Here is a 24,107-nt window from a genome sequence, read left to right on the forward strand (position 1 = left end):
AGAAATTCTCAATTGATGCATCAATACGTTTCTTCTGTCCCAGTCTCTTCGTTTGTTCTATATTATTCCTTCTCCATAATCCAGCCCCATGCTTCTTCTACTTCGTCTTTATTAAAATGCTTCGTTTCAACACCTGGCAATAGTGAACCAATATTCGTCGCAGCCTCTATCCAATCCTTATCACTAATGAACGCAAGACGTTGAAATTGATCCCATCGCTTTGTGTCAAACTTCATTCCTTCCAGAGCCCCTTTAAAGGTTGTGCTCTCAACTTCATCCATATATGCGACGACATTAAATGGCTGGTCATCACCAAAATTTTCCTCTACATACTGGCTGAGTCGTTCGGCGTCAGTTTGACTGACTTTACCTTCTATTCCTAAAGCGATCGTTTGATCATCTCTACTTTTTAAAAAAGAAAACATGCGAATGCCTCCTTATTGCCGTTCAGGTTTTTGAGTAAGGCAATTTTTTATCCCTTTCCCTTGAGGAGGGTGATTGAAACAAGAAAGAAGCCAATTGTAGTGAACAATTGGCTCGGAATAAGTTATTCGATTACTTCTATTTTCACTTCCCGGACACCGTACCGCATTGCTTCTTCATGAGAAGGGATGAAAAGATCAATACGTTTTCCTTTAATCGCTGAACCTGTGTCACCAGCAATTGCTGTTCCATAACCTTCAACCCATACTTTCGATCCAAGTGGGATCACATTTGGATCAACCGCAATCACTTTTTGGTTCGGATTCGCACGTAAGTCGATTCCTGTTCGAGTTACACCACTACAACCATCACAATAAGCTGTGTATGCTGTTGCAGTGACATAGAGTGTTTGGTTGTTCGATTCTTGTTGACTGGCTTGTACAATTTTACCCTTTGATTTTTCTTGGCTAGATTGCGCCGTCTGTTTGTTTGCTGCTTCTTGTACGGGTTTCTTCTTTACAGCAGTTGGCTGCTCTTTAACAGCTTCTTTCATTGCTGCTTGATTCATTGCTAGTTTATCTTTTTCATCTAAGCTTAACTGTGCTGTTGCTAATTGTCCGACCGTCTGTTGATTATCGATAGTTTCAGCTTGTACACTGGATTCCTGATCTGCTTGGTCACTTTGACCGGTTACAACAGCAACCGTTAACATTGTCAAACAGATTAAAACGAGACTGACCAATCCGATATTTTTTTTAATAGATTGATGCATGAAAATCCCTCCGAATATTTTAATGGTTGGCTTTTAAGGCCAAGGATTCTACCCTGCACGCAAATGCCATCCACTGATTATTTAGTCACAAGTAGGATTCTATCAAATAATGACTACAGACTAGTTTCAATCAAACCACAGAATGAAAACAATCTCTTAACAAAGCATGTAATGAAACATAATAGTCTGAAATCTGATAAGATAGAAATGGATATTCCGTATAGATTGGATTGCATGTGCGTAATCCTATCATTTCCAACTCGTTCAAAGTTTATAAGTTAACGAGTTAACTATTTGAATAAAATTCGTTTACGTAAGAGAGATAGTGTAATAGAAAACGAATAAAAAATGAAAATAAATGGAAGGTACAGATAGAGAGGGGTTTGGTTTTTTTGAATATAATACTGATCAATGGAACGGTGACAGGTGAGAAACCAAAAGTTCTATTAAAAGAAATTGAACATTATTTAAATGAAGGAAATTATTCGTATGATGTGGAACAACTATCATTGGATCAATTAACACTCGAGCTTGCGGATGGTCGATCAAAAGAAAAATACAATGAAGATACACAAGAAGCCATCGCTAAAATGGAAGCTGCAGATGGCTATATTATTGCTACGTCGATTTTCCAAGGATCAATCCCAGGCTCTTTTAAAAACTTGTTAGATTTAATTTCGCCGAAAACGATGCGATACAAGCCCGTTTCGGTTATCGCAAATGGAGGAACTTTTCAGCATCACTTGGTCATTGAGAATCAATTAAAACCAATTTTAAGTTACTTTCGTTCATTGGTAACGCCGAATTATGTTTATGCGCATAGCGAGCATTTTACAGAAACAAATGAATTGATCAATGAAGATGTCATAAGCCGTCTCAAAGAGATGCTTCGAATTTTTGATCTTTATATGACAATGAGTGTCGAAGCAAGAAAAGGCAATAACTTTGGACATGAATTTTATTAATTCGTCAGTAAATGACTTATCAATCGTTATCAACATTTAAGCAATCAAAAAAGCCAGTCGGATTGACTGGCTTTTTACATGTCTATTGATTTGTCCATAGACAATGGAACCATTAAGTACGAAAAAGTTCATTCACTTCCTGGACAACTTCATTGGCATTTTTACCATCACAATTAATTACAGTTGCCTGCGTCGTTGCATCACTCATTCCCATGACATTTTGATCTTGACCAGAAATGCAACAACAATCACAGTCATTTGCTTGATCTGATTCAAGTGACACAACTTCATGTCCATCCTTCTGTAGTGCTTGTTTTACGTTCGTCAACGTATCTTCTACAGCAACTCTTGCCATCTATAACACCTCCAATAATAATCTCGTCAATTATTATTGGAGGGGAGCGCAACGATTATACATATCGAATAAATAGCGTGCTTTCCTGGATGGTTACTTAATACATCAATAAACTACTCACCACGAAATTCGGGCTTTCGCTTCTCCATAAATGCTTTAATTCCTTCTTGGTGGTCTTTGGTTTGCCTCATGGCAACTTGACCTTCAGATTCGCCTGCTAAGTAAGACTCAAGCTTATTGAGGTTTTCTTGATGGTAAATTGTCTTCGTTCGAATCATGGCGCGTAATGGTGCGCCTTGTAATTTTTCTACGTATTTTTGAGTGGCTTCTTCTGCGTTTTCAGTTGCAAGGTCGACAAGGCCTAATTTCTCTGCTTCTTCGGCTTGCATCATTTTGCCTTCCCAGATCATTTGCTTAGCTAAATGTGTGCCGAGTCGTTGCTCCATGAAAAAGTGCCCGCCACCGTCGGGAATCAACCCAATGCCAATGAAATTCATGGCAATTTTGGCTTCTTTTTGAGCGATAACATAGTCTGCAGCTAATGCCAAACTTAAACCGAGTCCAGCAGTTGCACCATTTAACATCGAGATAGTGATTTTCGGCATGCTATAAAAGGTTTTAACTGTTTTCTCAATGGTGTCCATAATCTTTTTGAAGTCACTAGGATCGTCATTATCAAGCATCATATTAATGTCGCCGCCCGCTGAAAAAGCACGGCCTTCACCAGTCAGAATCACAATCTGTGCTTCACTTTGACTGACCTCTTCCATTTTGGTGGCCATTTCCTCCAACATTTCCTGGTTCATCGAGTTCATCTTGTCAGGTCGATTCAATGTGATTTTAGCGACTTTTTCTTCATACTGTACAGTTACTGTATTACTCATTACACCTCATCCTTTACGTGATTAAATTGATCAATCAAAAATTTATAATAATCGGCTGCTTGCTTATAATCGCCGTTATCATAAGATTGGTGTCCCAGAATTAAAGAAAGTTCTTTGATTGTTTTCTTCTCACCTGAATGTTGGAAATAAGGCAATAGAACATTTTTAGCCTTTTTCAGGAATTCAGGGTCTTTTGTTTTGTTATATATTTGATGTTTGAGTACATAGAATTGGTATTGGAATTTCAAGTATTTCACTTCTCTAAGGGCTTCTTCACCTTTATTAAGAAACTTGATGGCTTGCTTATCATTATCGTTCAAATAATGAATTTTTGCTTGCATGTAAAAGGCTTGAATTTTGTCGTATAAGTTATAATCATATTTGTTTAACTGTTCCATATAAGAAATGGAACGATCATATTCTTCCATATAAAAATAAAGAATGGCTAAGTTATGCTTAACACGTCGCTGGACGTCGGGCAAATCCCCCATTGGTTTCGAATGTAACACTTGCAAAAAATATTTTTCTGAAACGTCATAAGCTTCCAGCAACATATAATTAACACCAAATAAAATATAACAATCGGTAACATTCGTATATAAGAAGTCTGATTCGAATTGATCCTTAGCGATTTGACAGTAATAATTCGATTGGGCCGGCTTCCGGATTCTAGTCAATGAAAGAGCAAGTAAATAATAGATCTCTGTATCTTTGATTGTCCATTTCACTGACATTGCTTTCGCTGTTTCAAAATGATTGAGAGCTTTATTTGGTTGTGCTTTGTAATTGTAATAAAGGCCAATAACCTTGTGGAAAAGGTAAAGCTCTTCTTTTTCAAAACGATTTTCCAAACGCAGGACCTCTTGGTACATTTGTTCAACTTTTTCATTTTCTCTTGTTTGAATGATGAAATAAAAATATACCAATTGAAAGATGTTCAATGCTTCCGGTGCGTGAAAAGGTGTGAGGATTCGTTTCAATTCATCAATAGATTCTTTTGCCGCTTCATAATCTTTTTCTTTGATCCGCTTATATAGTTTTAAAATTTTACGGATAATTTGGTGGTTATCGCTATGCGTGATGTCATCGTAACTGATGTCTAACCGGTCAAATAACAATCTCGCTACGTCTTCTTTCGGCGTGATCATCTCGTTTTCTATTTTGCTTAGATAAGATACAGAACAAATGCCATCCGCCATCTGTTTTTGCGTATAACCTTTTTTGGTACGATAGTATTGTATGATGGCACCAAGATCCATATTTCTTCACCTTACTTTTTCCAGTTAACTATATATTACCATACTTTTTTGAATATTAATAAAAGGATAGATATTATCTTGACGAAAATAATTGCTCGAATTATGATGAATATACAATCGTATAATCGAAACGTGTAGGTGTGAGTATTACGACTCACATAATAGGGAAGATCGGTGTAAATCCGACGCGGTCCCGCCACTGTAATGAGAAGCAAACCATCGAACCACTGTTTTTTAAAAATGGGAAGGGATGGAATGCAATGACTCTAAGCCAGGAGACCTGCCTATTTGTTTTGGCTTCAATCCTTCGGGTCAAAGGATCGCCTGCGCATCGATATTGTTATGTATGCTCTGGCTCCTTATGACAAAGGATTCAGAGCTTTTTTATGCGAAAAATACAATAATACTGATGAGAGAGGAAGTATAACATGAAGATGGGAAGTTGGAAAAAGTTTTTAATCCTATTGGTCATGGCATTCGTTATTGGGTTAGCGGCATGTCAAGGTGGAGACGACACATCAAATGAGGAAGAAACGCAAGTAGAGGAAAATGAATCAAGTGAGGAAACGTCGGAAGAAGAGGCGCAAGATGATGAAGAGAGTGCAGCCTCCGAATCTGTAACCTTAACAGATAAATCAGGGGAAGAAGTAACCATTGAAGAAGAACCTGAGCGAGTTGTGACAGTCATCCCAAGTGCGACTGAAATTGTGTACGCTGTTGGTGGTGGCGACAAAGTCGTAGGTGTAGATGAATGGTCCAACTATCCGGAAGAAGTAACCGATATTGAAAAAGTCGGTGACATGAACTTAAATTTCGAAAAAATTGTCGAACTAGAGCCAGATTTGGTAGTGGCTGATTTAAATAATGGAGATGATATTCAAGCACTACGGGACAAAGGCTTGAAAGTTATTGTACTCGGTGCACAAACATTGGAAGAAACTTATGAGGATTTACGTTTAGCTGGTCAAGCGGTTGGAACAGAAGAGAAAGCCAATGAGACCGTCGAAAATATGCAAAACAGAATAGAAGAAATTGAAAAGAAAACGGCCGAGCTCTCTGAAGACGAAAAGAAATCCGTCTGGTTTGAGATTGATCAAGAATTATTTACAGCTGCAGAAGATACATTCATGAATGAGCTGCTACAAATCGCTGGTGGTAAAAACATCATGGCTGGAGAAGAAGGCTGGCCACAGGTGAACGAAGAAGTGGTGATTGAAGCGAACCCTGATGTGATCATCACGACATACGGCTACTACATGGAAGACGTCGAGGAACAAGTCCTTGCACGAGAAAACTGGAAAGATGTAACGGCTATTCAAAATGAAGAAGTCCATAATATCGATAATGATCTTCTGTCACGTCCTGGTCCACGGTTGATTGAAGGACTTGAACAATTAGTAAACATCCTTTATCCCGATTTAATGGAGTAACCAATGAAACATCCAACATCGACCCACTCGTTTGGAAAAGTTGCTTTTTGGTCAATTCTTTTATCGATTCTATTATTGATCGTGATGAGCCTATCCATTACGTTGGGTGCAGCAAGTATTGATTTTATTGTTGTTTGGAAAGTCGTTCTCTCAAAAATTCCTATTGTTCAAAACTGGGTTTCGGTTGATTGGAAGGAATCAACCGAAACAATTATTTGGGATATCCGGCTGCCAAGGGTCATTTTAGGTGCTTTGGTGGGTGCGGCATTATCACTGGCAGGAGCAATTTACCAAGGTGTATTGCGCAACCCGCTTGCAGATCCTTTTATTTTAGGTGTTTCGTCAGGCGCTTCATTCGGTGCTGCTTTAGTGATGGCTTTCGGCTGGCAAATTGCATGGTTAGGAAAATTCACCCTACCTTTCGTGGCGTTTTTAGCAGGCCTTGCTTCTTTAATGATTGTGTATTATTTAGCAACGGTTGAGCGGAAAATGCGGGTTGAAACGTTGATTTTATCAGGTGTCGTCATCCAAGCCTTTTTAGGCGCATGTTTATCATTAATTATGGCATTATCGAACGAGCAGCTACAAACGATTGTTTTTTGGATGATGGGAAGTCTAACATTAACAGACTGGAGCTATACTCAGGTGGTTTTTCCAGTCATTTCGATCGCTGTTGTCATCGCTTATTTTTTCTCAAGAGATTTGAATATGCTTGGTTTAGGAGAAGAAGCGGCACATCATAGCGGTGTTTCTGTGCAACGCTCACGAATTATTATGTTGGTTTTGGCTTCATTGATTACAGGAGCTGCCGTATCTGTATCAGGAGCCATTGGGTTTGTCGGTTTAGTCATCCCTCATATTATTCGTTTGATTTTCGGAGCAGACTACCGCATGATCATTCCATTGAGTGTTATCGGTGGAGCCATTTTTCTCGTCGGAGCTGATGCTTTTGCGAGAACAGTGATGCAGCCGAGAGAGCTACCATTGGGCATCATTACAGCATTCTTGGGTGCGCCCTTCTTCGCTTATTTATTGAGAAGAGCAAGACGTGGCTATTTCTAGAGATCGAGATGGAAGATGCCTGTTTGAGCGGTTAGCGTCAATCTATGAACGGTTAGAATGCTTCTTTGCACGTTCAGCGTCGTGCTTTGCACGTTCAGACGCCTAGATTGAACGGTTAGAATGCCTTTTTGAACGGTCAGCGTCATCATTTGAACGTTCAGACGCTTTCTTTGAACATTTAGCACCTGACGGACGACTTTTAATTTAAACAACAGTCTTTAACGGATCCTAATTTAACTAAAAAGGATGATGAGCATCATGTTATCAATCCAGCAAGTGACTAAAAAAATAGAAGATAAAAGCCTCTTGGACAATGTTTCTTTTGATGTGCCCAAAGGCAGTTCAATTGGATTGATTGGCCCGAATGGTGCAGGAAAATCGACCTTGATGAAATTGATTTCTGCTTATGAAAAGCCTACGGGTGGAAGCATTACTTTTCACGGTCAAGACGTCCAGGATTGGAATGTAAAAAAACTGGCGCAAAGGATTGCTGTATTGACACAAGAAGGACTAGCCGCCTATCCTATTAAAGTTTTTGATGCCATTCTCCTTGGACGTTATCCACACTTGGGTTTTTTCCAACGAGAGAGTAAAAAGGATTATGAGTTAGTGGAAGAAGTCTTGGCATTCACCTCACTGACCGATTTGAAAGATCAATTTCTTGATACCCTTAGTGGGGGAGAGAGACAGCGTGTTGCAATTGCCAAGGCGATGGTGCAGCAACCGGAATTACTGTTATTAGATGAACCAACGACTTTCTTGGATATTGGTCATCAATTGAACATACTAAAGTTAGTTAAGGAATGGCAACAAAAAGATAATTTAACGGTCATCATGGTTATGCATGACTTAAACTTAGCTTCTCAATTTTGTGAAGAGCTGATTTTAATGAGTGAAGGTAAAGTCGTTCGCTCAGGGAGTAATGAAGAAATCATCAACTCCGATTTATTGGAAAATGTTTATCATACGACGCCTGAAATTATTCGTCATCCAAAATCAAATGTACCCCAAATTCTCTTAGGACATTTTTAAAAAAACATGGGCATATGCTAGTCTTATCTAGTATAATATTGAAAGTGTATGAAGAAGAGAAATGGGGATTAACATATGATTGAATGGAAAAATCTATATCGTGGTGCGCTTATGGGAGCGAGTGATATCGTTCCGGGTGTGAGCGGAGGCACGATTGCTGTTGTTTTAGGGATTTATCAACGCCTGATTGAAGGCATTAATGGCATATTTACGCGTGAATGGAAAAAACATTTGGCATTCTTAGCACCGTTAGGCGTTGGTGTGTTAACTGCTGTCTATTTTTTCAGTGGAATTATTAACTGGTTATTAAATAACTATCCGCATCAGCTGATATTTGCTTTTCTCGGATTGATTGCCGGTGTAATTCCATTTCTATGGCGTCAGGCAGATGGAAGTCGTCAGTTTCAAGGTTCTCATTATTTGACTCTTTTACTAGCAGCGATCTTTGTAGGTTCGATGGTCGTTTTCCGTGGCGATGAATCAATCACCCCGATGACAGAATTTGAAGGCATGGATTACCTCATGTTATTTCTATCCGGCTGGTTAGCGAGTTCAGCAATGATTCTCCCTGGAATTAGTGGCTCGTTCTTATTGTTGCTCATTGGTATGTACAAAACCTTTACCCATTCTATCGAAAATCTCGTAATCGAAGCGTTAATCCCATTAGGTTTAGGGATTGTACTTGGGTTATTGATCATGAGTAGAATCATTCGTGTGTTGTTTGATCGGTTCTATTTCCATATGTATGCGTTGATCATAGGCTTGGTCATCGGTGCATTGGTCGTCATTTACCCTGGATTCGAATTGGATAAGATGCGAAACATCGTAAGCGTAATTTGCTTAATTGGTGGGTTGATTGCAGCTTATGGTTTAGGAAAATTGGAATTGACAGAGGAATAAAAAATCATTCTACATTTGATTCGGAACAGTTCATCGCAGTTTAGCGTGGACTGTTTTTTTATGAATTTTTCTGATAAAAACGCTTGACGTATGGAGAATTAACCCTTTAAATGGATAAAGATATAAGGGGTGAGCCAGATATGATCCGACAAGCGAAGCCTGAAGATTTAGAATGCATTAAAGCGGTAGCAAAGCGGTCGAAAAGAAAAATGAATGATGAAGGAAACCCGCAATGGAATGGTTCATATCCTGAGGCATTTTATGAAGATGACATACATAACAGGCAGTTATACGTATATGAAATTAGTGGAACGATTGTAGGGGCCGTTTGCATCAGTACAGAAGGACATGAAGAATATGCTGAGATACCTTGGACATATAAGGAACCGTATTTATGCATGAAACGGCTGGCGGTTGACCCGGACTATCAAGGGAAAAGCATCGCGCAGTCCTTTTTTCGTTTTACAGAGGAATTGGGTAAGGAAAAGGGTATCCATTATATATGCGCAGATACAAATGCGATCAATGAAGCGGCTTTACGATTATTTAACCGAGCAAATTATCAATTTGTTATCGAAAAATACCAAGAAGGAGAGCCGTTTCCTTTTAGATATTATGAAAAGAAAATCCACTCATAAATAAATCCTAGTCGGGTCATAAGCCCAACTAGGATTTTATTTTAGTCAGTCAATCGCAAATATTCTTCTACATCTTTTTCGCAAAGTTCGATGCCTTTCTCCCAGAAAGATTCTTTTGTAATGTCTGCACCTAAATGTTTCTTGGCTAAGTCTTCTGTCGTCATTCGCGCTGTATCTTGAAGCAATGCGATATACTTGTCCTCATAATCCGTTCCTTCTTCCAATGCTTTCGCATAGATCGCGAGCGAGAAGAGGTAACCGAATGTGTAAGGGAAGTTATAAAACGGCACGCCGGTAATGTGGAAATGAAGCTTATTGGACCAATAACTTGGACTTGTTGTCGCAATCGTATCGACATAAGCTTCTCGTTGAGCTTCATCTGTTAAAGCGTTCAGTCGATCTGCCGTAACAAAACCATTTTTCCGCTCTTCATAAAAACGGGTTTCGAATAAAAAGCGAGAATGAATATTCATGAAGAAAGCGACACTTCGTTGAATTTTATCTTCTAGCAAAGCAATTTTATTTTCTTCTGATTGAGCTTCTTTGACAGATGCATCCGCCACGATCATTTCCGCAAAAGTCGAAGCCGTTTCAGCGACGTTCATCGCATAGCGACGATTCAACGGATGAACATCACGGAGAACATAACTATGATAAGCGTGACCAAGCTCGTGAGCGAGTGTCGCCACATTCGACATGGAGCCACTATAGGTCATAAAAATCCGCGATTGATTGCTGAGTGGCAGACCTGTGCAAAATCCACCTGGCCGTTTCCCTGATCGATCTTCTGCTTCGATCCATCGGTCTTCAAAAGCCATCTTCGCAAAGTCGGCCATTTTTGGACTGAAGGTTTGGAAATGCTTTAAGATAAATTCAGCGCCTTCATCATAGGAAAGTTTTTGGTTATTATCCTGTGTCGAAGCATTCAGGTCATACCAATCAAGCTGCTCTTTCCCCATTAATTTCGCTTTGCGTTCAAGGAATTTTACGAATGTAGCTTTATGTTTAGTAATGGCACCCCACATCGCGTCGAGTGTTTCCTGTTGCATCCGGTTATAATCGAGCGGCTCTTTCAACACATTCTCCCATCCACGTTTTTCGTAGACATTCAACCGGAACCCAGCTAAGTGGTTGAGCGTGCGGGCGAATAGTGCCTCTTTACTCTTCCATGCATCTTCTAATTTTTCATAGACTTCTTTACGAACCTCTGGATCTTCATGTGATAAGAGATTATTCGCTTGTCCGACAGAAAGTTCTTTTTCCTCCCCATCGACTGTTACGCGAACGGTCATTTGACCAACAATCGTATTGTACATTTGTCCCCAAGCGTGGTATCCGTCAACGGAAAGAGCCGAAATGAGCGATTCTTCCTCTTCGGAAAGCTGTTCCTTCGCTTTTGCTCGCCACTCTTCTAAAACAAAACGAAAGTCGGACAATTGCTCGTCTTGGATTAGCTGTTCCCAAACTGTCTGCTCTGTCTTGGCTAGCTTTTGTTCCAATGAATTAAAAGCTGAACTAAAGGTAGCTACAATTTGCGTGACTTCACTACGAAGCGTGTTTGCTTGTGTATCATTCATATCCTGCGCTTCCAAGCAACTGATGAATCCACTCGCCTGGCTAATATGCATTTGAATCGTTGACCCTTCTTCAAGCAATTGAGCGACAGAACCAGCAGCACTCTGATTTGTAGGTGTTTCAAACGTTTGTAACTTACCTGCGAATTGATCGACCTTAACTTTTGTTTCATCTAAATGAGCTCTTAATTGTGGAGAATCACTACCACCCTCAAAAAAGACATCCAAATCCCAAACCTGTGAATAGGCCATAAACTTCCCTCCGAAACTTCTTAATTTTCTAAACACATTCTATTGTAGCAAAAAAATTATTCCGAATAAATAATATTTCGAGAATAGAAATAAATACTTTTGTGTGAGAGCAGTAAGTGCGATGATTTTGTCATATCTAGAGGGGACTTCCGTGTTTGATGATAGCTCTCAACGACGGAAGGGAGAAAAAAGCGAGTTCTTCCGTGTTCGATAGAGGCTCTCAACGACGGAAGGAAGAAAAAAAGGTGACTTTCCGTGTCCGACAAGGGCTCTCAACGACGGAAGGGAGAAAAAAAGGTGACTTTCCGTGTCCGACAAGGGCTCTCAACGACGGAAGGGAGAAAAAGGCGAGACCTTCCGTGTTCGACAAGGGCTCTCAACGACGGAAGGGAGAAAAAAAGGTGACTTTCCGTGTCCGACAAGGGCTCTCAACGACGGAAGGGAGAAAAAAGCGAGTTCTTCCGTGTCCGACAAGGGCTCTCAACGACGGAAGGGAGAAAAAAGCGAGCCCTTCCGTGTCCGATAGAGGCTCTCAACGACGGAAGGGAGAAAAAAGCGAGTTCTTCCGTGTCCGACAAGGGCTCTCAACAACGGAAGGGAGCAAAAAAGAAGTCCTTCCGTGTTTGATAATAGCTCTCAACCACAGAAGGAAGAAAAAAGCCGGGTTTTTCCGTGTTCAAAAAATATCTAGGATGAAAACTTTTGAAATCGAATAGATTCAAATTGTGCTACGATGTTGTTTCCTTGCTTGACTTCAATTTCTCCATTTTCCAAATGAAATAAGGAGTTGGTTCTCTCCGATAGCCCGTAAATTTCCTTCAGCTTTTTCTTATACTCCATAGGCTGATTAACAGATAGTTGAATTCTCGAAAATGTCACCTCATTAAGCTGACTAAGATCCGTCGGTTGGTTCCCCTCGCCAGACCATTCAATCAAAAAAGGAAGGGGAGCTTCGTCGAATGAATAAGTAGGAAATAACATTCGCCATTCGAGCACACTGCCATCCGCGCGTACTCGCCTGCCGGGAAATGGTCCTTTATAGGCGATGCCTTTCTTTTCAAAATGGTCGATAAAAGTATCGATATTTTCCACACGAAGGGCGAACTGAATCGGCCCTTTCGTATGTTGCACGCTCGCATGTACGGTGTGCTGAATCAATGGGTTATCCGAAGTTTCAGCTAACGCTTGATCGCGAATGCCAATCCATTCAACATAACTGTTATTCTTCATAAATGCTAAATGGTTATACGTTCCCCAATCCTTGTGTTCGCCACCTTGAACGGCTTGAAGTTGATGATTGTTCTCAAAATCGGAAGCATCCAGAGCAGGATCATTCGAAAAAATGACAAGGTGATCAAATGCAACCATCTCAAAAACCCCTTTTCATATGATTTACTTTCTATTTAACTGAAAAGCTTGAGCCAATTTCTCATAACTTTCTAATCGTTTCTCAAATGGGTACACAATGATATTGGCAATGATTTCATCAATTTGAAAATCTGCTGCCATCTGCTCCAACTGCTGTTTGACACTTTCGACATTCCCGACGATCATACGATTTCGATTATACTTCACTCGTTCGGCTTCGAAATAAGAAAACGTATAACGCTGGGCTTCTTCCGGAGACATAAAATGATTTCGAATTTGACCTTGATCAGCCATCAATAAAGATACATCAAGAGAGGAGGCGAGATACTCTGCTTCTTCCTCTGTATTACCAACGACCGTAAATACAGCGGCACTTGCGCTCGGTTCTTTTTGTCTTTCAGAAGGAATGAAATGGTCATAATATTGCTGGATCGCTGCTGGACCTCCATCCGGATTAATAAATTGAGCGAATGTATAATTGGCACCGAGTTCACCAGCAAGTCCGGCGCTTGAACCACTAGAACCTAAAATCCATACTGGCGGAACTGTCGGTCCAAGCGGTGTTGCGTATGCTTGATAACCTTCAGGACTTCCGCCTTCTAAGTAAGAAAGAAGGTCAGCGACTTGCTTAGGGAAAGATTGAACGTCAGGATATTTTCCTTTGTTCAATGCATAGTTTACACCAGGCATCCCGCCCGGAGCACGTCCAACTCCGAGGTCGATTCGTCCAGGATACAGACTCTCCAATGTTCTGAAAATCTCTGCCACTTTGTATGTGCTGTAATGTGGCAATAAGACGCCGCCTGTTCCTACTTTAATTCGTTCAGTCGCTTGAGCGATGATTCCAGTCAATAATTCTGGTGTTGAGCCAGCTAAACTTTGAGCACTATGGTGTTCGCTCATCCAAAAACGTTTATATCCTAATTGATCAACTCGTTTGGCGAGTTCTATTGTTTGTTGAAGTGCCTCTTGTGGGCTACTCCCTTGTAAAATGGGTGATTGATCTAAAACACTTAATTGAATTGCCATCACGACACCTTTCTTTTTTAAAAGACTATGTTTATAATTATTTTAGAATGACATACGCTTTTCAATCATTATGCTTTAAACGTTTATGAATATACTTAATTGAAAGAAAGGATCTTTCGATGTCCGATAAAACGATAACCTGTATTCGATGTAAACAATCGATTGGGAAAAAATCTAATCTTGTTGTGTCCAATATGAAGATGGTGTTGCGGCCCTTTCATGAAAAATGCTTTAAAGAGCATGTGAAGATGAAACGTGAACAGGCGTCTATGTTTTTTGATGCGATGCCGCTTAACGGTACCTATGGCAACGTGATGACGTTGATTTTCTTATTATTGATTATTAGTTTTATACTCGTTTTTGAAGTTCCGATTTTTGTGTATGTGTTGTGTGTAATCTATCCATTGTATCGATTGAGTAGCTGGCTAATCTATGAAAGAAAATTAACGTAAAGAAAAAGCACGAATGGAAATGAGTCCATTCGTGCTTTGTTTCATTTTATCTAATTGCTTTAAGAATAATGCTTAAGATCGCAACAAAGATCAACGCACCGATGATGGCTGGAAAGATTGCGATATCTGCAATGACCGGCCCGAATGATCCCATTAGAGAGTGACCGATCCATGCCCCAACGACACCGGCTACAATGTTACCGATGATACCACCAGGTACACCACCTAGAATCAATCCAGCAATCCAACCGATGATACCACCGACTAATAAATATAGTAAAAATCCAATCATGATTCTTCACTCCTTTTTTTATCAGTTTCTAGTAAACCTTACCCACTGGATGAGTGAGTCAAAACATCGAAACCTTCAAAAATCGATACAGGAGCAAACATTCACACCCAAGATATCGTGTTCTTACCATTAATTTTGCCACGGTTTTATGTTTCTATGTAAAAACAGGATAACAAAAAATAAACTTTGAACATTGGAATGAGTTCACGCGCGGTTAGATGTAAGTAGAATTCTTTCGTAGCAATAGATGTGCTGCAAATATAAGAGAATTCAATTATAAGGGTTTAGAAATAATTCCCACGTGGAAAATCTTTTAGTGTAGGCGATGATGATTCGCCAATCCAAATCTGAAAGGAGATGTTGAGAATGGCAGAACGTAAAAACAACAATATGTCTCTAGAAGAAGCGGGAAGAAAAGGTGGCAAAACAACAAGCCGTAATCATGATAAAGAATTCTATCAAGAAATCGGTGAAAAAGGCGGCGAAGCAACAAGCCGTAATCACGACAAAGAATTTTATCAAGAAATCGGTGAAAAAGGCGGCGAAGCAACAAGTCGCAATCACGATAAAGAATTCTATGAAGAAATTGGCGAAAAAGGCGGCAACGAAAGAGCTCGTCAAAACAAAGATTCTTAATCAGTAAATCCCGGCAAAAATGTTTAAGGAAAACACACACGTGGAATTGTTTATAATGTAGGCGTCATTAAGCCTACCGCTTATTCTTACTAATTTCGAAAGGAGATGTTAAGAATGGCAGAACGTAAAAACAACAACAAAATGTCTCTAGAGGAAGCAGGAAGAAAAGGCGGCAAAACAACAAGCCGTAACCACGATCAAGAGTTCTATCAAGAAATCGGTGAAAAAGGCGGCGAAGCAACGTCTAAGAACCACGATCAAGAATTCTATCAGGATATTGGTCAAAAAGGTGGCGAAACCACTTCTGAAAAATATGACCAAGAATTCTATGAAGAGATTGGACAAAAAGGCGGCAAAGCAACAAGCCGCAACCACGACAAAGAATTCTATGAAGAAATTGGCGAAAAAGGCGGCAACGAAAGAGCTCGTCAGCGAGACAACAAATAAGTTCGTAAATAACGCATTTAAAATAAGGCTTGCGGGATGATTCCCGTGAGCCTTATTTACTTATTTTCACCGTAACATCCTTGATTATTTTTTACAAACAGCGATACCTAATGGATAACTGAGATCCTTACGACCGGGTTCAATCAATACGCCGCGTTGATAATAAAAATCTGTTTCTGCATAGTCAGTGAATAACTCTTGAAACTCCTCGACTGTTAGCTGATGGACATGGAAGGGAGAACCGACCGGCTTTCCTCTACCTTTACCAAAAGGTGTCGAAACGATTAACGTTCCACCTGGATTCAATAAACGATAGTAATTGTCTAGAAGATCTTTCTCCTCAGAAATATGCTCGATCGTTTCAAAGCTGACAATCGCATCAAATGTGCCAAGCTTATTTGGCAATGTCGAATCGGTAGCATTGTAAATATCGAACGATGACTTCGGATGGTAATACTCCTTTTTTGCATAAGCGATAATTTCTGGATCGATATCAATCCCAATCACTTCATCAATGAATTTTTTTCGTTGTTTGGCGATCATATGGGTTCCGTAGCCTGCACCACAAGCCATATCGAGGACTCGTCCTTCAAGATAAGGCAGGGCAAACTGGTAACGTGCGATATGCTCGAGTAATAAGTTATTCATCGGGCTCATCTTTTTTGGAATTACACGCTCTCCTGTATCTTCAATCATTTAGATCACTCCGTTCGTCATCTATTTTGGCATGAATTGCCTCGTTAGGAAAGTGGAATCTACCTAAAAACCGTACAAGATCGTAAATCAATAAAAATGGAAAATTAATGGGTGAAATATTACTGAGTGATTAAATCTGACGTTTACCGTTAACATTCATCGGGAATACGATTGAAGAAATCTTATAGATTGAGGTGAACATCTTGGAGCAGTATGACATCGTTGTTTATACAAGTGATAATTGCCAGCGAAGCAAAGATTTGCTTCAATGGTTAGATCATCATCAACTAGACTATAAAGAAAAGAATATTACAGCAGATCGAGATTACTTAGTTGAACTACAAGATATAGGACAGTTTGGTACACCGACGACATTTGTTGGAAGCCAAGCCATTTTGGGTTTTCAACCGTTGCGTTTGAAGCAAGAATTAAATCTTTTTTAATTTGTTGGAGACACACCCTTTCCATTATGAACATAGACTATTACAGTAAAGGAAATGGGAAGGGGTGGAGACATGAGAGAATTGGAGCGGTTTCCACAAGACCAATTTTATCATCGCCCATATTGGACGGAGCCTTCGATCAAAAGTAGCAATAAGCAATCGTTTAAGCAATCTGGTTGGCAACGACAAGCTGTCCAGCAAGTATTAGCGGACTATTTTAAAGACGATGAAGGTGAAGTCGATATGGAGAAAGTACTGAATACAGTTGGCCATGTTGTTCGAACGACAAGAGAGATCCGTCCAATGGTAAAAAACATGCAAGATTTTGTTCGAAAAATTAAATCATAAATGGTAAAGATTAAAGTATTGAACCAAGCGTAAAATTGATTTTTACGGTTGGAATTCTTTTGATGGACCTATACAAGCAGGAAACCCGAGCAATTTATACGGCTAAATTGCTCGGGTTTTCATTTCTTCATTTACTCCTCGAAGAATGAAATGACAATTCCACCTTCGCCTGCGTATGTTGCGATCAGTGGTCCCATATCTACGAGAAATTCATTTTTCGGAGCGTATTTTTCACGAATGCTCTCCAATACATTTTTAGCTTTTTCTTCACAGTTACTATGCGCGAGGGCAATGGTTTTATTTTGAAGGGAACTTGAGTATTCACCGATTTGCTCTACAAGACGACGAAGCGCTTTTTTCTCACCTCGTATTTTTTCGGTAACCTCGATCTTTCCGACTTCAGAAGCACGCATCAATAGCTTAATGTTTAAAGTCTTGGCAATCGCTCCTCTGACGCGATCCAATCTTCCGCCTTTGACAACGTTCTCGACTGTGGCTAAAGAGAAGAGTGTTGTCACTTTCTCATTTTTCTCTTTTAAATAGGTGAAGAGTTCGCGTAAATCTTGCCGTTTGCTGTGTATCGCTTCATGTAAGAGTAAGGCCAAACCGCCAGAGGCTGTTCTTGTATTGAGAACCTCGATTTGGCGATTAGGTTCTTCCTCTAAAAGCATCTTTTTTCCTATGATTGCATTTTGGTTGGTTGTACTTAATTCTTCCGTCAATGTAACCGTTAAAATCGGTGTGTTCGGATCGACCTGTTTATAGGCTTCGTAAAATGCAGTTGGGCTCGGTGCAGAAGTCTTCGGCAGATCGTCCGCAGCTCGCATTTTTTTATAATATTCATCAACTGACAATTCATCTGTCCGTATTTCCTCTTCCCCAAAATGAATGTTTAATGGAACAACAATGATATTATGCTTTTCGGCAAAGCCTTTTGGTAAATCCGCGCTTCCGTCTGTGATTAACTGAACTTTCATGAAAAATCCCCTCCGTTAAGTGTTTTTATTTATGACACGCACATTCTTTTTCTTTGTCGTGCTGAATATAAATAAGGCTAATCCAAATAGGACGATGGAGCCGCCAAGGAACTGAGACCACGTAACAAGCTCATTCAACACAAAGTAAGCGAGAACACTTGCTCCGATCGGTTCGAATAAAATCCCCATCGTAACGGTCGATGCGCTAACCCATTTTAATGCCCAGTTAAAAAGTGTATGGCCAAAGAACGTTGGAATAATCGCTAAGACGAAGAAATAAATCCATGTCTCATCTGAGTATCCAGTAAACGACTCACGAGTAATCATATTATAAATCAATAGGGTAACTGTCGTGAAGCCATATACAATGAATGTATAGGTTGCAAGAGACAACCTTTGCCGCACATTTTGGCCGAATAAGAAATAGCCAGTGATGGTAACGGCCCCCATTAAGGCAAGGAAATTACCGAAAAGAGCCATTCCGCTTATTTGGAAATCACCCCAACTGATGATGAAGCTACCAGTTAGCGCGATGAGCATACTGAATACAGCCCCACTGGTGAATCGTTCTTTAAAGAAAATATATGTGCCGATAAAAGCAAAAATCGGTTGTGTTGTAACGAGAACAGTCGAGCTAGCTACAGAGGTCAACTCCAATGATTCGAACCAAAATATAAAGTGGAACGCAAGAAAAACCCCAGCCGCAGCTGTATATAACCAATCCTGCTTCGTTATTTTGATGAATTCATCCCTATATTTCCAAAGAATTAAAGGAAGCATCATAACAACCGCTAAAAGTAAACGATAGAAAGCGATGATGGATGGTGGTGCATCCGCAAGCCTAACAAATATAGCAGAAGTTGAGACCGCCAGCACTCCGATTGCTACCGCCAGATATGGGCCCAACTTATTGTCTTTCATACAGACACTCCCTTCATTAAGTCCACCTATTATTTATTCCCAAAAACAATCGGTCCTAAAGCAACTCCTGCAATCAATCCAAACAGATGTGCATAGACGTTAATGTTGGCTCCTGTAAAGGTCATCACTAATGAAAGAACAATGATCACAAGTACGACTTGCCTGCTTTGGTGATCGATTAAATCCCTTCTGAAAAAAGATAAATATAGATACAAGCCGAACATACCAAAAATGGCACCTGATGCACCGGCATGGCTCATAAGGAGGGACCCGACATATAGAGTGAATACGTTCCCGATTATTCCCATGAACAAATATGCTAGAATGAATTTAACCTTGCCGAGCATGACTTCCAGTGCAGGTCCAAAAAGCACGAGACTGAATGTATTGAAAACTACGTGAGTAAGCGATAGATGGACAAATATTGGTGTGAAAAGCCGCCAATATTCATCTTCTACTTGAACTAAGTAATTATTTCCGATCAATAAAGCTTTCAATTCCAAGAAGCCGTTTAGTGGAATGACTTCCGTCAATAAAAATAAAATGATATGAATCGCAGCCAAAGCTGTGATGACTGGATAAAACCGGATAAATTGTTGAAAGTTTTCTGTTCGCACAAAGAACATTTTAATCACCTGACTAAATAGTACCATTTTTCTTTTATAATAAGAATAAAAATAATGAAAATCTCTTTGAAATGAGCGTGTAATCATGATTAAGGGCATCGGTGTAGATATTATTGAGTTGGACCGAATCAAAAAGATCATTGAGCGGAAACCGCGTTTTTTAAAACGCATATTATCGGACGCAGAAATGACATTATACAATCAATTACCTTCCTCCCAAAGAAAAATTGAGTTTTTAGCCGGGAGGTTTGCAGCGAAAGAAGCGTATAGCAAAGCAGAGGGAACAGGAATCGGTGAACTCCATTCTTTTCATTCTATTGAGATTCTGCGCGGAGCATCGGGTCAGCCACTAATTTTCAAACAAGGTAAAGTAAAGGGAAACGCTCATGTATCCATTTCCCATAGTAAAGCTTATGCAATTGCCCAAGTGATCATCGAGCATCCAATACAGTAATTAATTAGAAGATTTCCGATAAGCTCGTCTGCATATTCAATTAGGTTGTCTCATATAGTGTATTGCGGGTAACAATTCATCCGATGTGCACATTGTCACCGCAACACGATAGATTGCTTGCCAATGGAAGGTAAGTAAGAAAATGAGACGAAGGAGTTGTCCAAATGAAAAGCAGACGATTACTCTTCTTGTCCCTGTTTCTGATGATGGTTGTTCTTTTATCAGCATGTGGAGAAGAAACAGTGGAGGATGTCGTTGATTCGTTGGAGAAGCAAGGTGAAGATTTATCATCCTTTACTTCTACGGTGGATATGACGATGAAGACTGGTGAAGAGACGCAGCAGTATAACGTAGAGGTCTGGCACAAAAAAGATAATTTTTACAAAGTGGTCATGAATAACAAAATGGATGAAGAAGGCAATCAGGTCATTCTGCGGAACGATGAAGGTGTATTTGTACTGACTCCTTCGATCAATAAAAGCTACAAGTTCCAAAATGAATGGCCAAAACACCATAGCCAGCCATACCTTTACACCTCTTTGATTGACGACATTAAGGCAGATGATGAGCGAGAGTTCAAGAAAACCGAGAATTATTATATTTTCACGGTGAAGACGAACTACAAAGGGAAGCAGAAGCTCCCTTATCAAGAAATCTATTTCCACAAAAAATCAAAGAAACCTGCATTGGTGAAAGTATTCAATGCTGAAAACGAATCCATTGTGGAAGTAACGTTCAATTCATTTGATTTTGATGTCGCCATTGAAGATGAAGAGTTCGACACGGACCAGAACCTTGCAGAAGGGGCTGTCAGTGTTCCGACGATGACTGAGTTGGAAGAAAAGGACTTGGAAGTATACTATCCGGTCAACTTACCAACTGGTACAGAGTTCGCGGGAGAAGAAGTAATGGAATTTGATTATGGTGAACGTGTCCTTTCAACATTTGAAGGTGAAAAGTCCTTTACGTTGATCCAAGAAGTCTATGAATCCTACCCGACTGATTTGAGTGTCCCTGTTTATGCCGATGGGGAGTTGGTTGATTTAGGAAAATCAGTTGGTCACTTAGCAAATGGCACATTGGAATGGGAACAAGACGGAATGCGATTTGTTGTCGCGAGCGAAAGTTTGACGGTGGATGAACTGGTGGAAGTAGCACAATCGGTAGAAAAAGAAGTATTAAAATAAAGTTAGATTGCCTGCTTAGACCGAGAGATATTTCTCTCGGTTTTTTAGTAGGAAGGGTGGATACAGTTAGATCTAATCATCCGGAGAGCTGCTATGCCGATAGAGGTTCAGTTGAATTCGTAAAGATCTCAAAACCGTTACAGCGAGCAGGAGACGAATTTTTCTGTTCGATAAGTGCTCTCGAGGCGGGAAGGAACGAAAAAGAGCGTCCTTCCGTGTTCGATAAGCACTCTCAAGCCGGGAAGGAACGAAAATGAGAGTCCTTCCGTGTTAGATAAGGGCTCTCGAGGCGGGAAGGAACGAAAAAGAGCGTCCTTCCGTGTTTGATAAGCAGTCTCGAGGCGGGAAGGAACGAAAATGAGAGTCCTTCCGTGTTTGATAAGCACTCTCGAGGCGGGAAGGAACGAAAATGAGAGTCCTTCCGTGTTTGATAAGCACTCTCGAGACGGGAATGCACGGAAAAATGGATTCTTCCGTGTTTGATAAGGGTTCTCGAGACGGGAAGGTACGAAAACGCACTCCTTCCGTGTTCGAGCAGCGCTCTCACAACTCAAAACGCGAACCAAATGATATTCTTGGCGGTCAAATAGCGCTATATTGTCAGCGGACCCGCTATTTTACTAAGATAAGTTCAGAATTGACAACGCGTATTCTCCTCGCGATAATGAACAGTAAAAAAGATAGGTGTTTCGCATGGAACTTGCCACAAATTTTCGACATACCTGGGCAGAGGTTGACCTCACTGCCATCAAGGAAAATATGAAAAGGATACGTCAACGATACCCAAATAAAAACATATATGTTGCTGTGAAAGCCAACGCATATGGGCACGGTTATATTCCTGTTTCTGAAGCTGCCCTTGAGACTGGAGCGGATGCTTTAGCCGTTGCTAGTTTGGATGAAGCAGTTCTTTTGCGTGAGAATTTTCCTCAAGCGCCCATTTTGGTCATGGGCTGGACTGACCCACGGCACGTGTCAATTGCAGCGAAGTCGGAGATCGAACTCACGGCATTCCAGCCAGACTGGTTCACTCAAGCTGCTGAAATATTAAAAGATAAAAGAGAAAAAGTAAAGATTCATATAAAAATTGATTCAGGAATGGGACGAATTGGTATAAAAACGAAAGAAGAGGCATATGCTGTAATTGAAGAAGTTGCCAATTTTTCGAGTGAATTTGAGATCAGTGGTATCTTCACACATTTTGCAACGGCCGATTCTTTCGATTTGTCGTATTACCAACAGCAACTAGATCATTTTTATGAAATGCTAGAGATGTTTTCGCCCATTCGTACGCTTGAAACACAAGTCCACATCGGAAATACAGCTGCTTCAATGCGGTTCCCGGATGACATGGTTGATGGCATTCGGTTCGGAATCGGACTCTATGGACTTTATCCTTCTAAAGAAGTCGAAAAGATTAGTGCGATTCAATTAAATGAGGCATTTTCTCTCCAAAGCCGACTCGCTCACGTCAAAGAATTAAAACCGGGCGAACATATTAGTTACGGGGCAACCTACGAAGCAGAACAACAAGAGTGGATTGGAACAGTTCCAATCGGCTATGGTGATGGGTGGATCCGTAAATTGCAAGGCTTTGAAGTTTTGGTGGAAGGAGAGAGAGCAGAAATTGTCGGGAAAATTTGCATGGATCAACTGATGATCCGTTTACCCAAACCATATCCTGTCGGTACAAAAGTGACGCTGATTGGTGAAAATGGCGGGCAACGAATCCGTGCAGATGATGTGGCTGACTATCTGGAAACGATTAATTATGAGATTCCTTGTATCATTACCAACCGAGTTCCACGTGTTTATCTAACAAGTTAGCATTTCTTTTTTGACAAAACGGAACATTTTTGTAGAAAAAGTATAATAATTTTCGAGAATTCCTTTACGTACGATAGGAATCGGTGGTATCATGAAAGAAAGTTTGTGTTGCGTAAATTGTTGGGGGTGTAAGGATGTCTAACACATCGAAAGAAATTGTCGTAGAGCTACCTTTATCACTAGTGAATGAATGCGATCACATGGTTGAAGAACACGATATTGATCGAAACACGCTATTTCACCAAGCGATTTCAGCCTATATTAAAGAAGAGAAGAACCGTAAAATTAAAGAGAGCATGCGCCGTGGTTATTTAGAGATGAAAAGTATCAACTTAGATATTGCATCAGAAGCTTTCCAGGCTGAAGAGGAGGCTGACACAACTCTTGAGCGCTCAGTGAGTGGGGTGTAATTAACTTGTATGTAAAACGAGGCGACGTCTTTTATGCGGACCTTACCCCTGTGGTAGGTTCAGAGCAAGGCGGTGTTCGCCCAGTGCTTATTATACAAAATAACATTGGCAATCGCTTTAGCCCTACTGTTATTGTGGCTGCGATCACTGCACAAATCCAAAAAGCAAAATTACCAACACACGTAGAAATCGACGCAGAGAAATACCATTTTGAAAAAAATTCAGTTATTCTATTGGAACAAATCCGAACAATCGATAAACAGCGATTGACAGACAAGCTTACAACGTTAGACGAATTTTTAATGAACCAAGTGGATGAAGCCTTGCAAATTAGTTTGGGCTTAATCGATCTATAGGCTATTATATAAATCTTATGTAAATACTGGCGGCATAGTATTTTGCATAAGATTTTTTGCTTTTCATTGAACCTTATCCAATCATTTACTGC

Annotated in this window: 28 protein-coding genes, 1 pseudogene and 1 riboswitch; of the genes and pseudogenes, 16 read left to right on the forward strand and 13 right to left on the reverse strand. The window is 40.2% G+C overall.

Annotation, left to right across the window (positions count from 1 at the left end; genetic code table 11):
- Positions 1-62: 62 nt before the first annotated feature.
- Complete coding sequence (locus FPQ10_RS07180; protein ID WP_144162487.1) at positions 63-425, reverse strand: SpoIIAA family protein; 363 nt, start codon at positions 423-425, stop codon at positions 63-65.
- 122 nt (positions 426-547) lie between these two features.
- Complete coding sequence (locus FPQ10_RS13440; protein WP_144162490.1) at positions 548-1,195, reverse strand: 3D domain-containing protein; 648 nt, start codon at positions 1,193-1,195, stop codon at positions 548-550.
- A gap of 392 nt (positions 1,196-1,587) precedes the next feature.
- Here FPQ10_RS13440 and FPQ10_RS07190 point away from each other — a divergent pair, with 392 nt between their 5' ends.
- On the forward strand, positions 1,588-2,160 hold the full coding sequence (locus FPQ10_RS07190; protein ID WP_144162493.1) for an NADPH-dependent FMN reductase: 573 nt from the start codon (positions 1,588-1,590) through the stop codon (positions 2,158-2,160).
- 112 nt (positions 2,161-2,272) lie between these two features.
- On the opposite strand, the gene FPQ10_RS07195 is transcribed toward FPQ10_RS07190, so the two are convergent.
- The 3 genes from FPQ10_RS07195 to FPQ10_RS07205 all read right to left on the reverse strand — a co-directional run bounded on the left by FPQ10_RS07195 (position 2,273) and on the right by FPQ10_RS07205 (position 4,658).
- Positions 2,273-2,515 carry a YkuS family protein gene (locus tag FPQ10_RS07195; RefSeq protein WP_144162496.1) on the reverse strand — a complete coding sequence of 81 codons (243 nt, stop codon included), beginning with the start codon at positions 2,513-2,515 and terminating at the stop codon, positions 2,273-2,275.
- A gap of 113 nt (positions 2,516-2,628) precedes the next feature.
- The gene (locus FPQ10_RS07200; protein WP_144162498.1) at positions 2,629-3,399 is read right to left on the reverse strand and encodes an enoyl-CoA hydratase; all 771 of its coding nucleotides are present in this window, start codon (positions 3,397-3,399) and stop codon (positions 2,629-2,631) included.
- Positions 3,399-4,658 (reverse strand): helix-turn-helix domain-containing protein, encoded by a 1,260-nt coding sequence (locus FPQ10_RS07205; protein ID WP_144162501.1) that lies wholly within the window; start codon positions 4,656-4,658, stop codon positions 3,399-3,401. The genes FPQ10_RS07200 and FPQ10_RS07205 overlap by 1 nt, the downstream gene beginning before the upstream one ends.
- 119 nt (positions 4,659-4,777) lie before the next feature.
- A riboswitch (cobalamin riboswitch) is annotated at positions 4,778-4,960 on the forward strand.
- 126 nt (positions 4,961-5,086) lie between these two features.
- Here FPQ10_RS07205 and FPQ10_RS07210 point away from each other — a divergent pair.
- The 5 genes from FPQ10_RS07210 (at position 5,087) to FPQ10_RS07230 (ending at position 9,720) form a co-directional block, all read left to right on the forward strand.
- Positions 5,087-6,088 carry an ABC transporter substrate-binding protein gene (locus FPQ10_RS07210; RefSeq protein WP_144162504.1) on the forward strand — a complete coding sequence of 334 codons (1,002 nt, stop codon included), beginning with the start codon at positions 5,087-5,089 and terminating at the stop codon, positions 6,086-6,088.
- Positions 6,089-6,091: 3 nt separating this feature from the next.
- Positions 6,092-7,150, forward strand: coding sequence for a FecCD family ABC transporter permease (locus tag FPQ10_RS07215; protein ID WP_144162507.1), 1,059 nt, complete (start codon positions 6,092-6,094; stop codon positions 7,148-7,150).
- A 258-nt stretch (positions 7,151-7,408) separates the two neighbouring features.
- Positions 7,409-8,182, forward strand: a complete 774-nt coding sequence (locus FPQ10_RS07220; protein WP_186278598.1) for an ABC transporter ATP-binding protein — start codon at positions 7,409-7,411, stop codon at positions 8,180-8,182.
- A gap of 75 nt (positions 8,183-8,257) precedes the next feature.
- On the forward strand, positions 8,258-9,082 hold the full coding sequence (locus FPQ10_RS07225) for a DUF368 domain-containing protein (RefSeq protein WP_144162513.1): 825 nt from the start codon (positions 8,258-8,260) through the stop codon (positions 9,080-9,082).
- Between the two features lie 110 nt (positions 9,083-9,192).
- Positions 9,193-9,720: a GNAT family N-acetyltransferase gene (locus tag FPQ10_RS07230; protein ID WP_144162516.1), complete on the forward strand. Its 528-nt coding sequence runs from the start codon at positions 9,193-9,195 to the stop codon at positions 9,718-9,720.
- Between the two features lie 41 nt (positions 9,721-9,761).
- On the opposite strand, the gene FPQ10_RS07235 is transcribed toward FPQ10_RS07230, so the two are convergent.
- From FPQ10_RS07235 to FPQ10_RS07245, 3 genes are all read right to left on the reverse strand, one after another.
- Complete coding sequence (locus tag FPQ10_RS07235) at positions 9,762-11,546, reverse strand: M3 family oligoendopeptidase (RefSeq protein ID WP_144162519.1); 1,785 nt, start codon at positions 11,544-11,546, stop codon at positions 9,762-9,764.
- A 687-nt stretch (positions 11,547-12,233) separates the two neighbouring features.
- Positions 12,234-12,914 carry a VOC family protein gene (locus FPQ10_RS07240; RefSeq protein ID WP_144162522.1) on the reverse strand — a complete coding sequence of 227 codons (681 nt, stop codon included), beginning with the start codon at positions 12,912-12,914 and terminating at the stop codon, positions 12,234-12,236.
- 24 nt (positions 12,915-12,938) lie between these two features.
- Positions 12,939-13,943, reverse strand: coding sequence for an LLM class flavin-dependent oxidoreductase (locus FPQ10_RS07245; RefSeq protein ID WP_144162525.1), 1,005 nt, complete (start codon positions 13,941-13,943; stop codon positions 12,939-12,941).
- A 248-nt stretch (positions 13,944-14,191) separates the two neighbouring features.
- Between FPQ10_RS07245 and FPQ10_RS07250 the strand changes: the two genes are divergently transcribed.
- Positions 14,192-14,395, forward strand: a complete 204-nt coding sequence (locus FPQ10_RS07250) for a hypothetical protein (RefSeq protein WP_144162528.1) — start codon at positions 14,192-14,194, stop codon at positions 14,393-14,395.
- A 46-nt stretch (positions 14,396-14,441) separates the two neighbouring features.
- Here the strand turns inward: FPQ10_RS07250 and FPQ10_RS07255 are convergent, their stop codons facing one another.
- Entirely contained in the window at positions 14,442-14,684 is a 243-nt protein-coding gene (locus FPQ10_RS07255) for a GlsB/YeaQ/YmgE family stress response membrane protein (RefSeq protein ID WP_144162574.1), read from the reverse strand.
- Between the two features lie 369 nt (positions 14,685-15,053).
- On the opposite strand from FPQ10_RS07255, the pseudogene FPQ10_RS07260 reads away from it, so the two are divergent.
- Together FPQ10_RS07260 and FPQ10_RS07265 are read left to right on the forward strand one after the other, a co-directional pair.
- Positions 15,054-15,317, forward strand: a pseudogene (locus FPQ10_RS07260) (KGG domain-containing protein); the annotation flags it as partial.
- A 120-nt stretch (positions 15,318-15,437) separates the two neighbouring features.
- Positions 15,438-15,770 carry a KGG domain-containing protein gene (locus FPQ10_RS07265; RefSeq protein WP_144162531.1) on the forward strand — a complete coding sequence of 111 codons (333 nt, stop codon included), beginning with the start codon at positions 15,438-15,440 and terminating at the stop codon, positions 15,768-15,770.
- 84 nt (positions 15,771-15,854) lie between these two features.
- On the opposite strand, the gene FPQ10_RS07270 is transcribed toward FPQ10_RS07265, so the two are convergent.
- Entirely contained in the window at positions 15,855-16,466 is a 612-nt protein-coding gene (locus tag FPQ10_RS07270; protein WP_144162534.1) for a class I SAM-dependent methyltransferase, read from the reverse strand.
- Positions 16,467-16,669: 203 nt separating this feature from the next.
- On the opposite strand from FPQ10_RS07270, the gene FPQ10_RS07275 reads away from it, so the two are divergent.
- Together FPQ10_RS07275 and FPQ10_RS07280 are read left to right on the forward strand one after the other, a co-directional pair.
- Positions 16,670-16,909 (forward strand): glutaredoxin family protein, encoded by a 240-nt coding sequence (locus FPQ10_RS07275; RefSeq protein ID WP_186278599.1) that lies wholly within the window; start codon positions 16,670-16,672, stop codon positions 16,907-16,909.
- Positions 16,910-16,981: 72 nt separating this feature from the next.
- On the forward strand, positions 16,982-17,257 hold the full coding sequence (locus FPQ10_RS07280; protein WP_186278600.1) for a YppG family protein: 276 nt from the start codon (positions 16,982-16,984) through the stop codon (positions 17,255-17,257).
- A gap of 131 nt (positions 17,258-17,388) precedes the next feature.
- Here the strand turns inward: FPQ10_RS07280 and FPQ10_RS07285 are convergent, their stop codons facing one another.
- From FPQ10_RS07285 to FPQ10_RS07295, 3 genes are read right to left on the reverse strand one after another with little or no spacing between them, the layout of a single operon-like run.
- A complete protein-coding gene (locus FPQ10_RS07285) occupies positions 17,389-18,234 on the reverse strand; it encodes a DegV family protein (RefSeq protein WP_144162540.1) in 846 nt (281 codons plus the stop codon).
- Positions 18,235-18,249: 15 nt separating this feature from the next.
- Positions 18,250-19,155, reverse strand: a complete 906-nt coding sequence (locus tag FPQ10_RS07290; protein WP_144162542.1) for a DMT family transporter — start codon at positions 19,153-19,155, stop codon at positions 18,250-18,252.
- Positions 19,156-19,184: 29 nt separating this feature from the next.
- Positions 19,185-19,781 carry a rhomboid family intramembrane serine protease gene (locus FPQ10_RS07295; protein ID WP_144162544.1) on the reverse strand — a complete coding sequence of 199 codons (597 nt, stop codon included), beginning with the start codon at positions 19,779-19,781 and terminating at the stop codon, positions 19,185-19,187.
- An 85-nt stretch (positions 19,782-19,866) separates the two neighbouring features.
- Here FPQ10_RS07295 and acpS point away from each other — a divergent pair, with 85 nt between their 5' ends.
- From acpS to FPQ10_RS07320, 5 genes are all read left to right on the forward strand, one after another.
- Positions 19,867-20,235 (forward strand): holo-ACP synthase, encoded by a 369-nt coding sequence (acpS, locus tag FPQ10_RS07300; protein WP_144162546.1) that lies wholly within the window; start codon positions 19,867-19,869, stop codon positions 20,233-20,235.
- 164 nt (positions 20,236-20,399) lie between these two features.
- Positions 20,400-21,422, forward strand: coding sequence for a LolA family protein (locus tag FPQ10_RS07305; protein ID WP_144162548.1), 1,023 nt, complete (start codon positions 20,400-20,402; stop codon positions 21,420-21,422).
- A gap of 693 nt (positions 21,423-22,115) precedes the next feature.
- The gene (alr, locus tag FPQ10_RS07310) at positions 22,116-23,249 is read left to right on the forward strand and encodes an alanine racemase (RefSeq protein WP_144162550.1); all 1,134 of its coding nucleotides are present in this window, start codon (positions 22,116-22,118) and stop codon (positions 23,247-23,249) included.
- Positions 23,250-23,383: 134 nt separating this feature from the next.
- Positions 23,384-23,659, forward strand: a complete 276-nt coding sequence (locus tag FPQ10_RS07315) for an antitoxin (protein WP_144089538.1) — start codon at positions 23,384-23,386, stop codon at positions 23,657-23,659.
- 5 nt (positions 23,660-23,664) lie between these two features.
- Positions 23,665-24,015, forward strand: coding sequence for a type II toxin-antitoxin system PemK/MazF family toxin (locus FPQ10_RS07320; RefSeq protein ID WP_144089539.1), 351 nt, complete (start codon positions 23,665-23,667; stop codon positions 24,013-24,015).
- The last annotated feature ends 92 nt before the right edge of the window (positions 24,016-24,107 follow it).

Origin of the sequence: Allobacillus sp. SKP2-8 (assembly GCF_007559355.1) — a bacterium.
Classification (GTDB): Bacteria; Bacillota; Bacilli; order Bacillales; family Alkalibacillaceae; genus Allobacillus; species Allobacillus halotolerans.

Excerpts from the sequence above, each read along its gene's own strand:
- FPQ10_RS07180 (WP_144162487.1), bottom strand. The coding sequence starts at position 425 with ATGTTTTCTTTTTTAAAAAGTAGAGATGATCAAACGATCGCTTTAGGA.
- FPQ10_RS13440 (WP_144162490.1), bottom strand. The coding sequence starts at position 1,195 with ATGCATCAATCTATTAAAAAAAATATCGGATTGGTCAGTCTCGTTTTA.
- FPQ10_RS07195 (WP_144162496.1), bottom strand. The coding sequence starts at position 2,515 with ATGGCAAGAGTTGCTGTAGAAGATACGTTGACGAACGTAAAACAAGCA.
- FPQ10_RS07200 (WP_144162498.1), bottom strand. The coding sequence starts at position 3,399 with ATGAGTAATACAGTAACTGTACAGTATGAAGAAAAAGTCGCTAAAATC.
- FPQ10_RS07205 (WP_144162501.1), bottom strand. The coding sequence starts at position 4,658 with ATGGATCTTGGTGCCATCATACAATACTATCGTACCAAAAAAGGTTAT.
- FPQ10_RS07210 (WP_144162504.1), top strand. The coding sequence starts at position 5,087 with ATGAAGATGGGAAGTTGGAAAAAGTTTTTAATCCTATTGGTCATGGCA.
- FPQ10_RS07215 (WP_144162507.1), top strand. The coding sequence starts at position 6,092 with ATGAAACATCCAACATCGACCCACTCGTTTGGAAAAGTTGCTTTTTGG.
- FPQ10_RS07220 (WP_186278598.1), top strand. The coding sequence starts at position 7,409 with ATGTTATCAATCCAGCAAGTGACTAAAAAAATAGAAGATAAAAGCCTC.
- FPQ10_RS07225 (WP_144162513.1), top strand. The coding sequence starts at position 8,258 with ATGATTGAATGGAAAAATCTATATCGTGGTGCGCTTATGGGAGCGAGT.
- FPQ10_RS07230 (WP_144162516.1), top strand. The coding sequence starts at position 9,193 with ATGGATAAAGATATAAGGGGTGAGCCAGATATGATCCGACAAGCGAAG.
- FPQ10_RS07235 (WP_144162519.1), bottom strand. The coding sequence starts at position 11,546 with ATGGCCTATTCACAGGTTTGGGATTTGGATGTCTTTTTTGAGGGTGGT.
- FPQ10_RS07240 (WP_144162522.1), bottom strand. The coding sequence starts at position 12,914 with ATGGTTGCATTTGATCACCTTGTCATTTTTTCGAATGATCCTGCTCTG.
- FPQ10_RS07245 (WP_144162525.1), bottom strand. The coding sequence starts at position 13,943 with ATGGCAATTCAATTAAGTGTTTTAGATCAATCACCCATTTTACAAGGG.
- FPQ10_RS07250 (WP_144162528.1), top strand. The coding sequence starts at position 14,192 with ATGAAACGTGAACAGGCGTCTATGTTTTTTGATGCGATGCCGCTTAAC.
- FPQ10_RS07265 (WP_144162531.1), top strand. The coding sequence starts at position 15,438 with ATGGCAGAACGTAAAAACAACAACAAAATGTCTCTAGAGGAAGCAGGA.
- FPQ10_RS07270 (WP_144162534.1), bottom strand. The coding sequence starts at position 16,466 with ATGATTGAAGATACAGGAGAGCGTGTAATTCCAAAAAAGATGAGCCCG.
- FPQ10_RS07280 (WP_186278600.1), top strand. The coding sequence starts at position 16,982 with ATGAGAGAATTGGAGCGGTTTCCACAAGACCAATTTTATCATCGCCCA.
- FPQ10_RS07285 (WP_144162540.1), bottom strand. The coding sequence starts at position 18,234 with ATGAAAGTTCAGTTAATCACAGACGGAAGCGCGGATTTACCAAAAGGC.
- FPQ10_RS07290 (WP_144162542.1), bottom strand. The coding sequence starts at position 19,155 with ATGAAAGACAATAAGTTGGGCCCATATCTGGCGGTAGCAATCGGAGTG.
- FPQ10_RS07295 (WP_144162544.1), bottom strand. The coding sequence starts at position 19,781 with ATGTTCTTTGTGCGAACAGAAAACTTTCAACAATTTATCCGGTTTTAT.
- acpS (WP_144162546.1), top strand. The coding sequence starts at position 19,867 with ATGATTAAGGGCATCGGTGTAGATATTATTGAGTTGGACCGAATCAAA.
- FPQ10_RS07305 (WP_144162548.1), top strand. The coding sequence starts at position 20,400 with ATGAAAAGCAGACGATTACTCTTCTTGTCCCTGTTTCTGATGATGGTT.
- alr (WP_144162550.1), top strand. The coding sequence starts at position 22,116 with ATGGAACTTGCCACAAATTTTCGACATACCTGGGCAGAGGTTGACCTC.
- FPQ10_RS07315 (WP_144089538.1), top strand. The coding sequence starts at position 23,384 with ATGTCTAACACATCGAAAGAAATTGTCGTAGAGCTACCTTTATCACTA.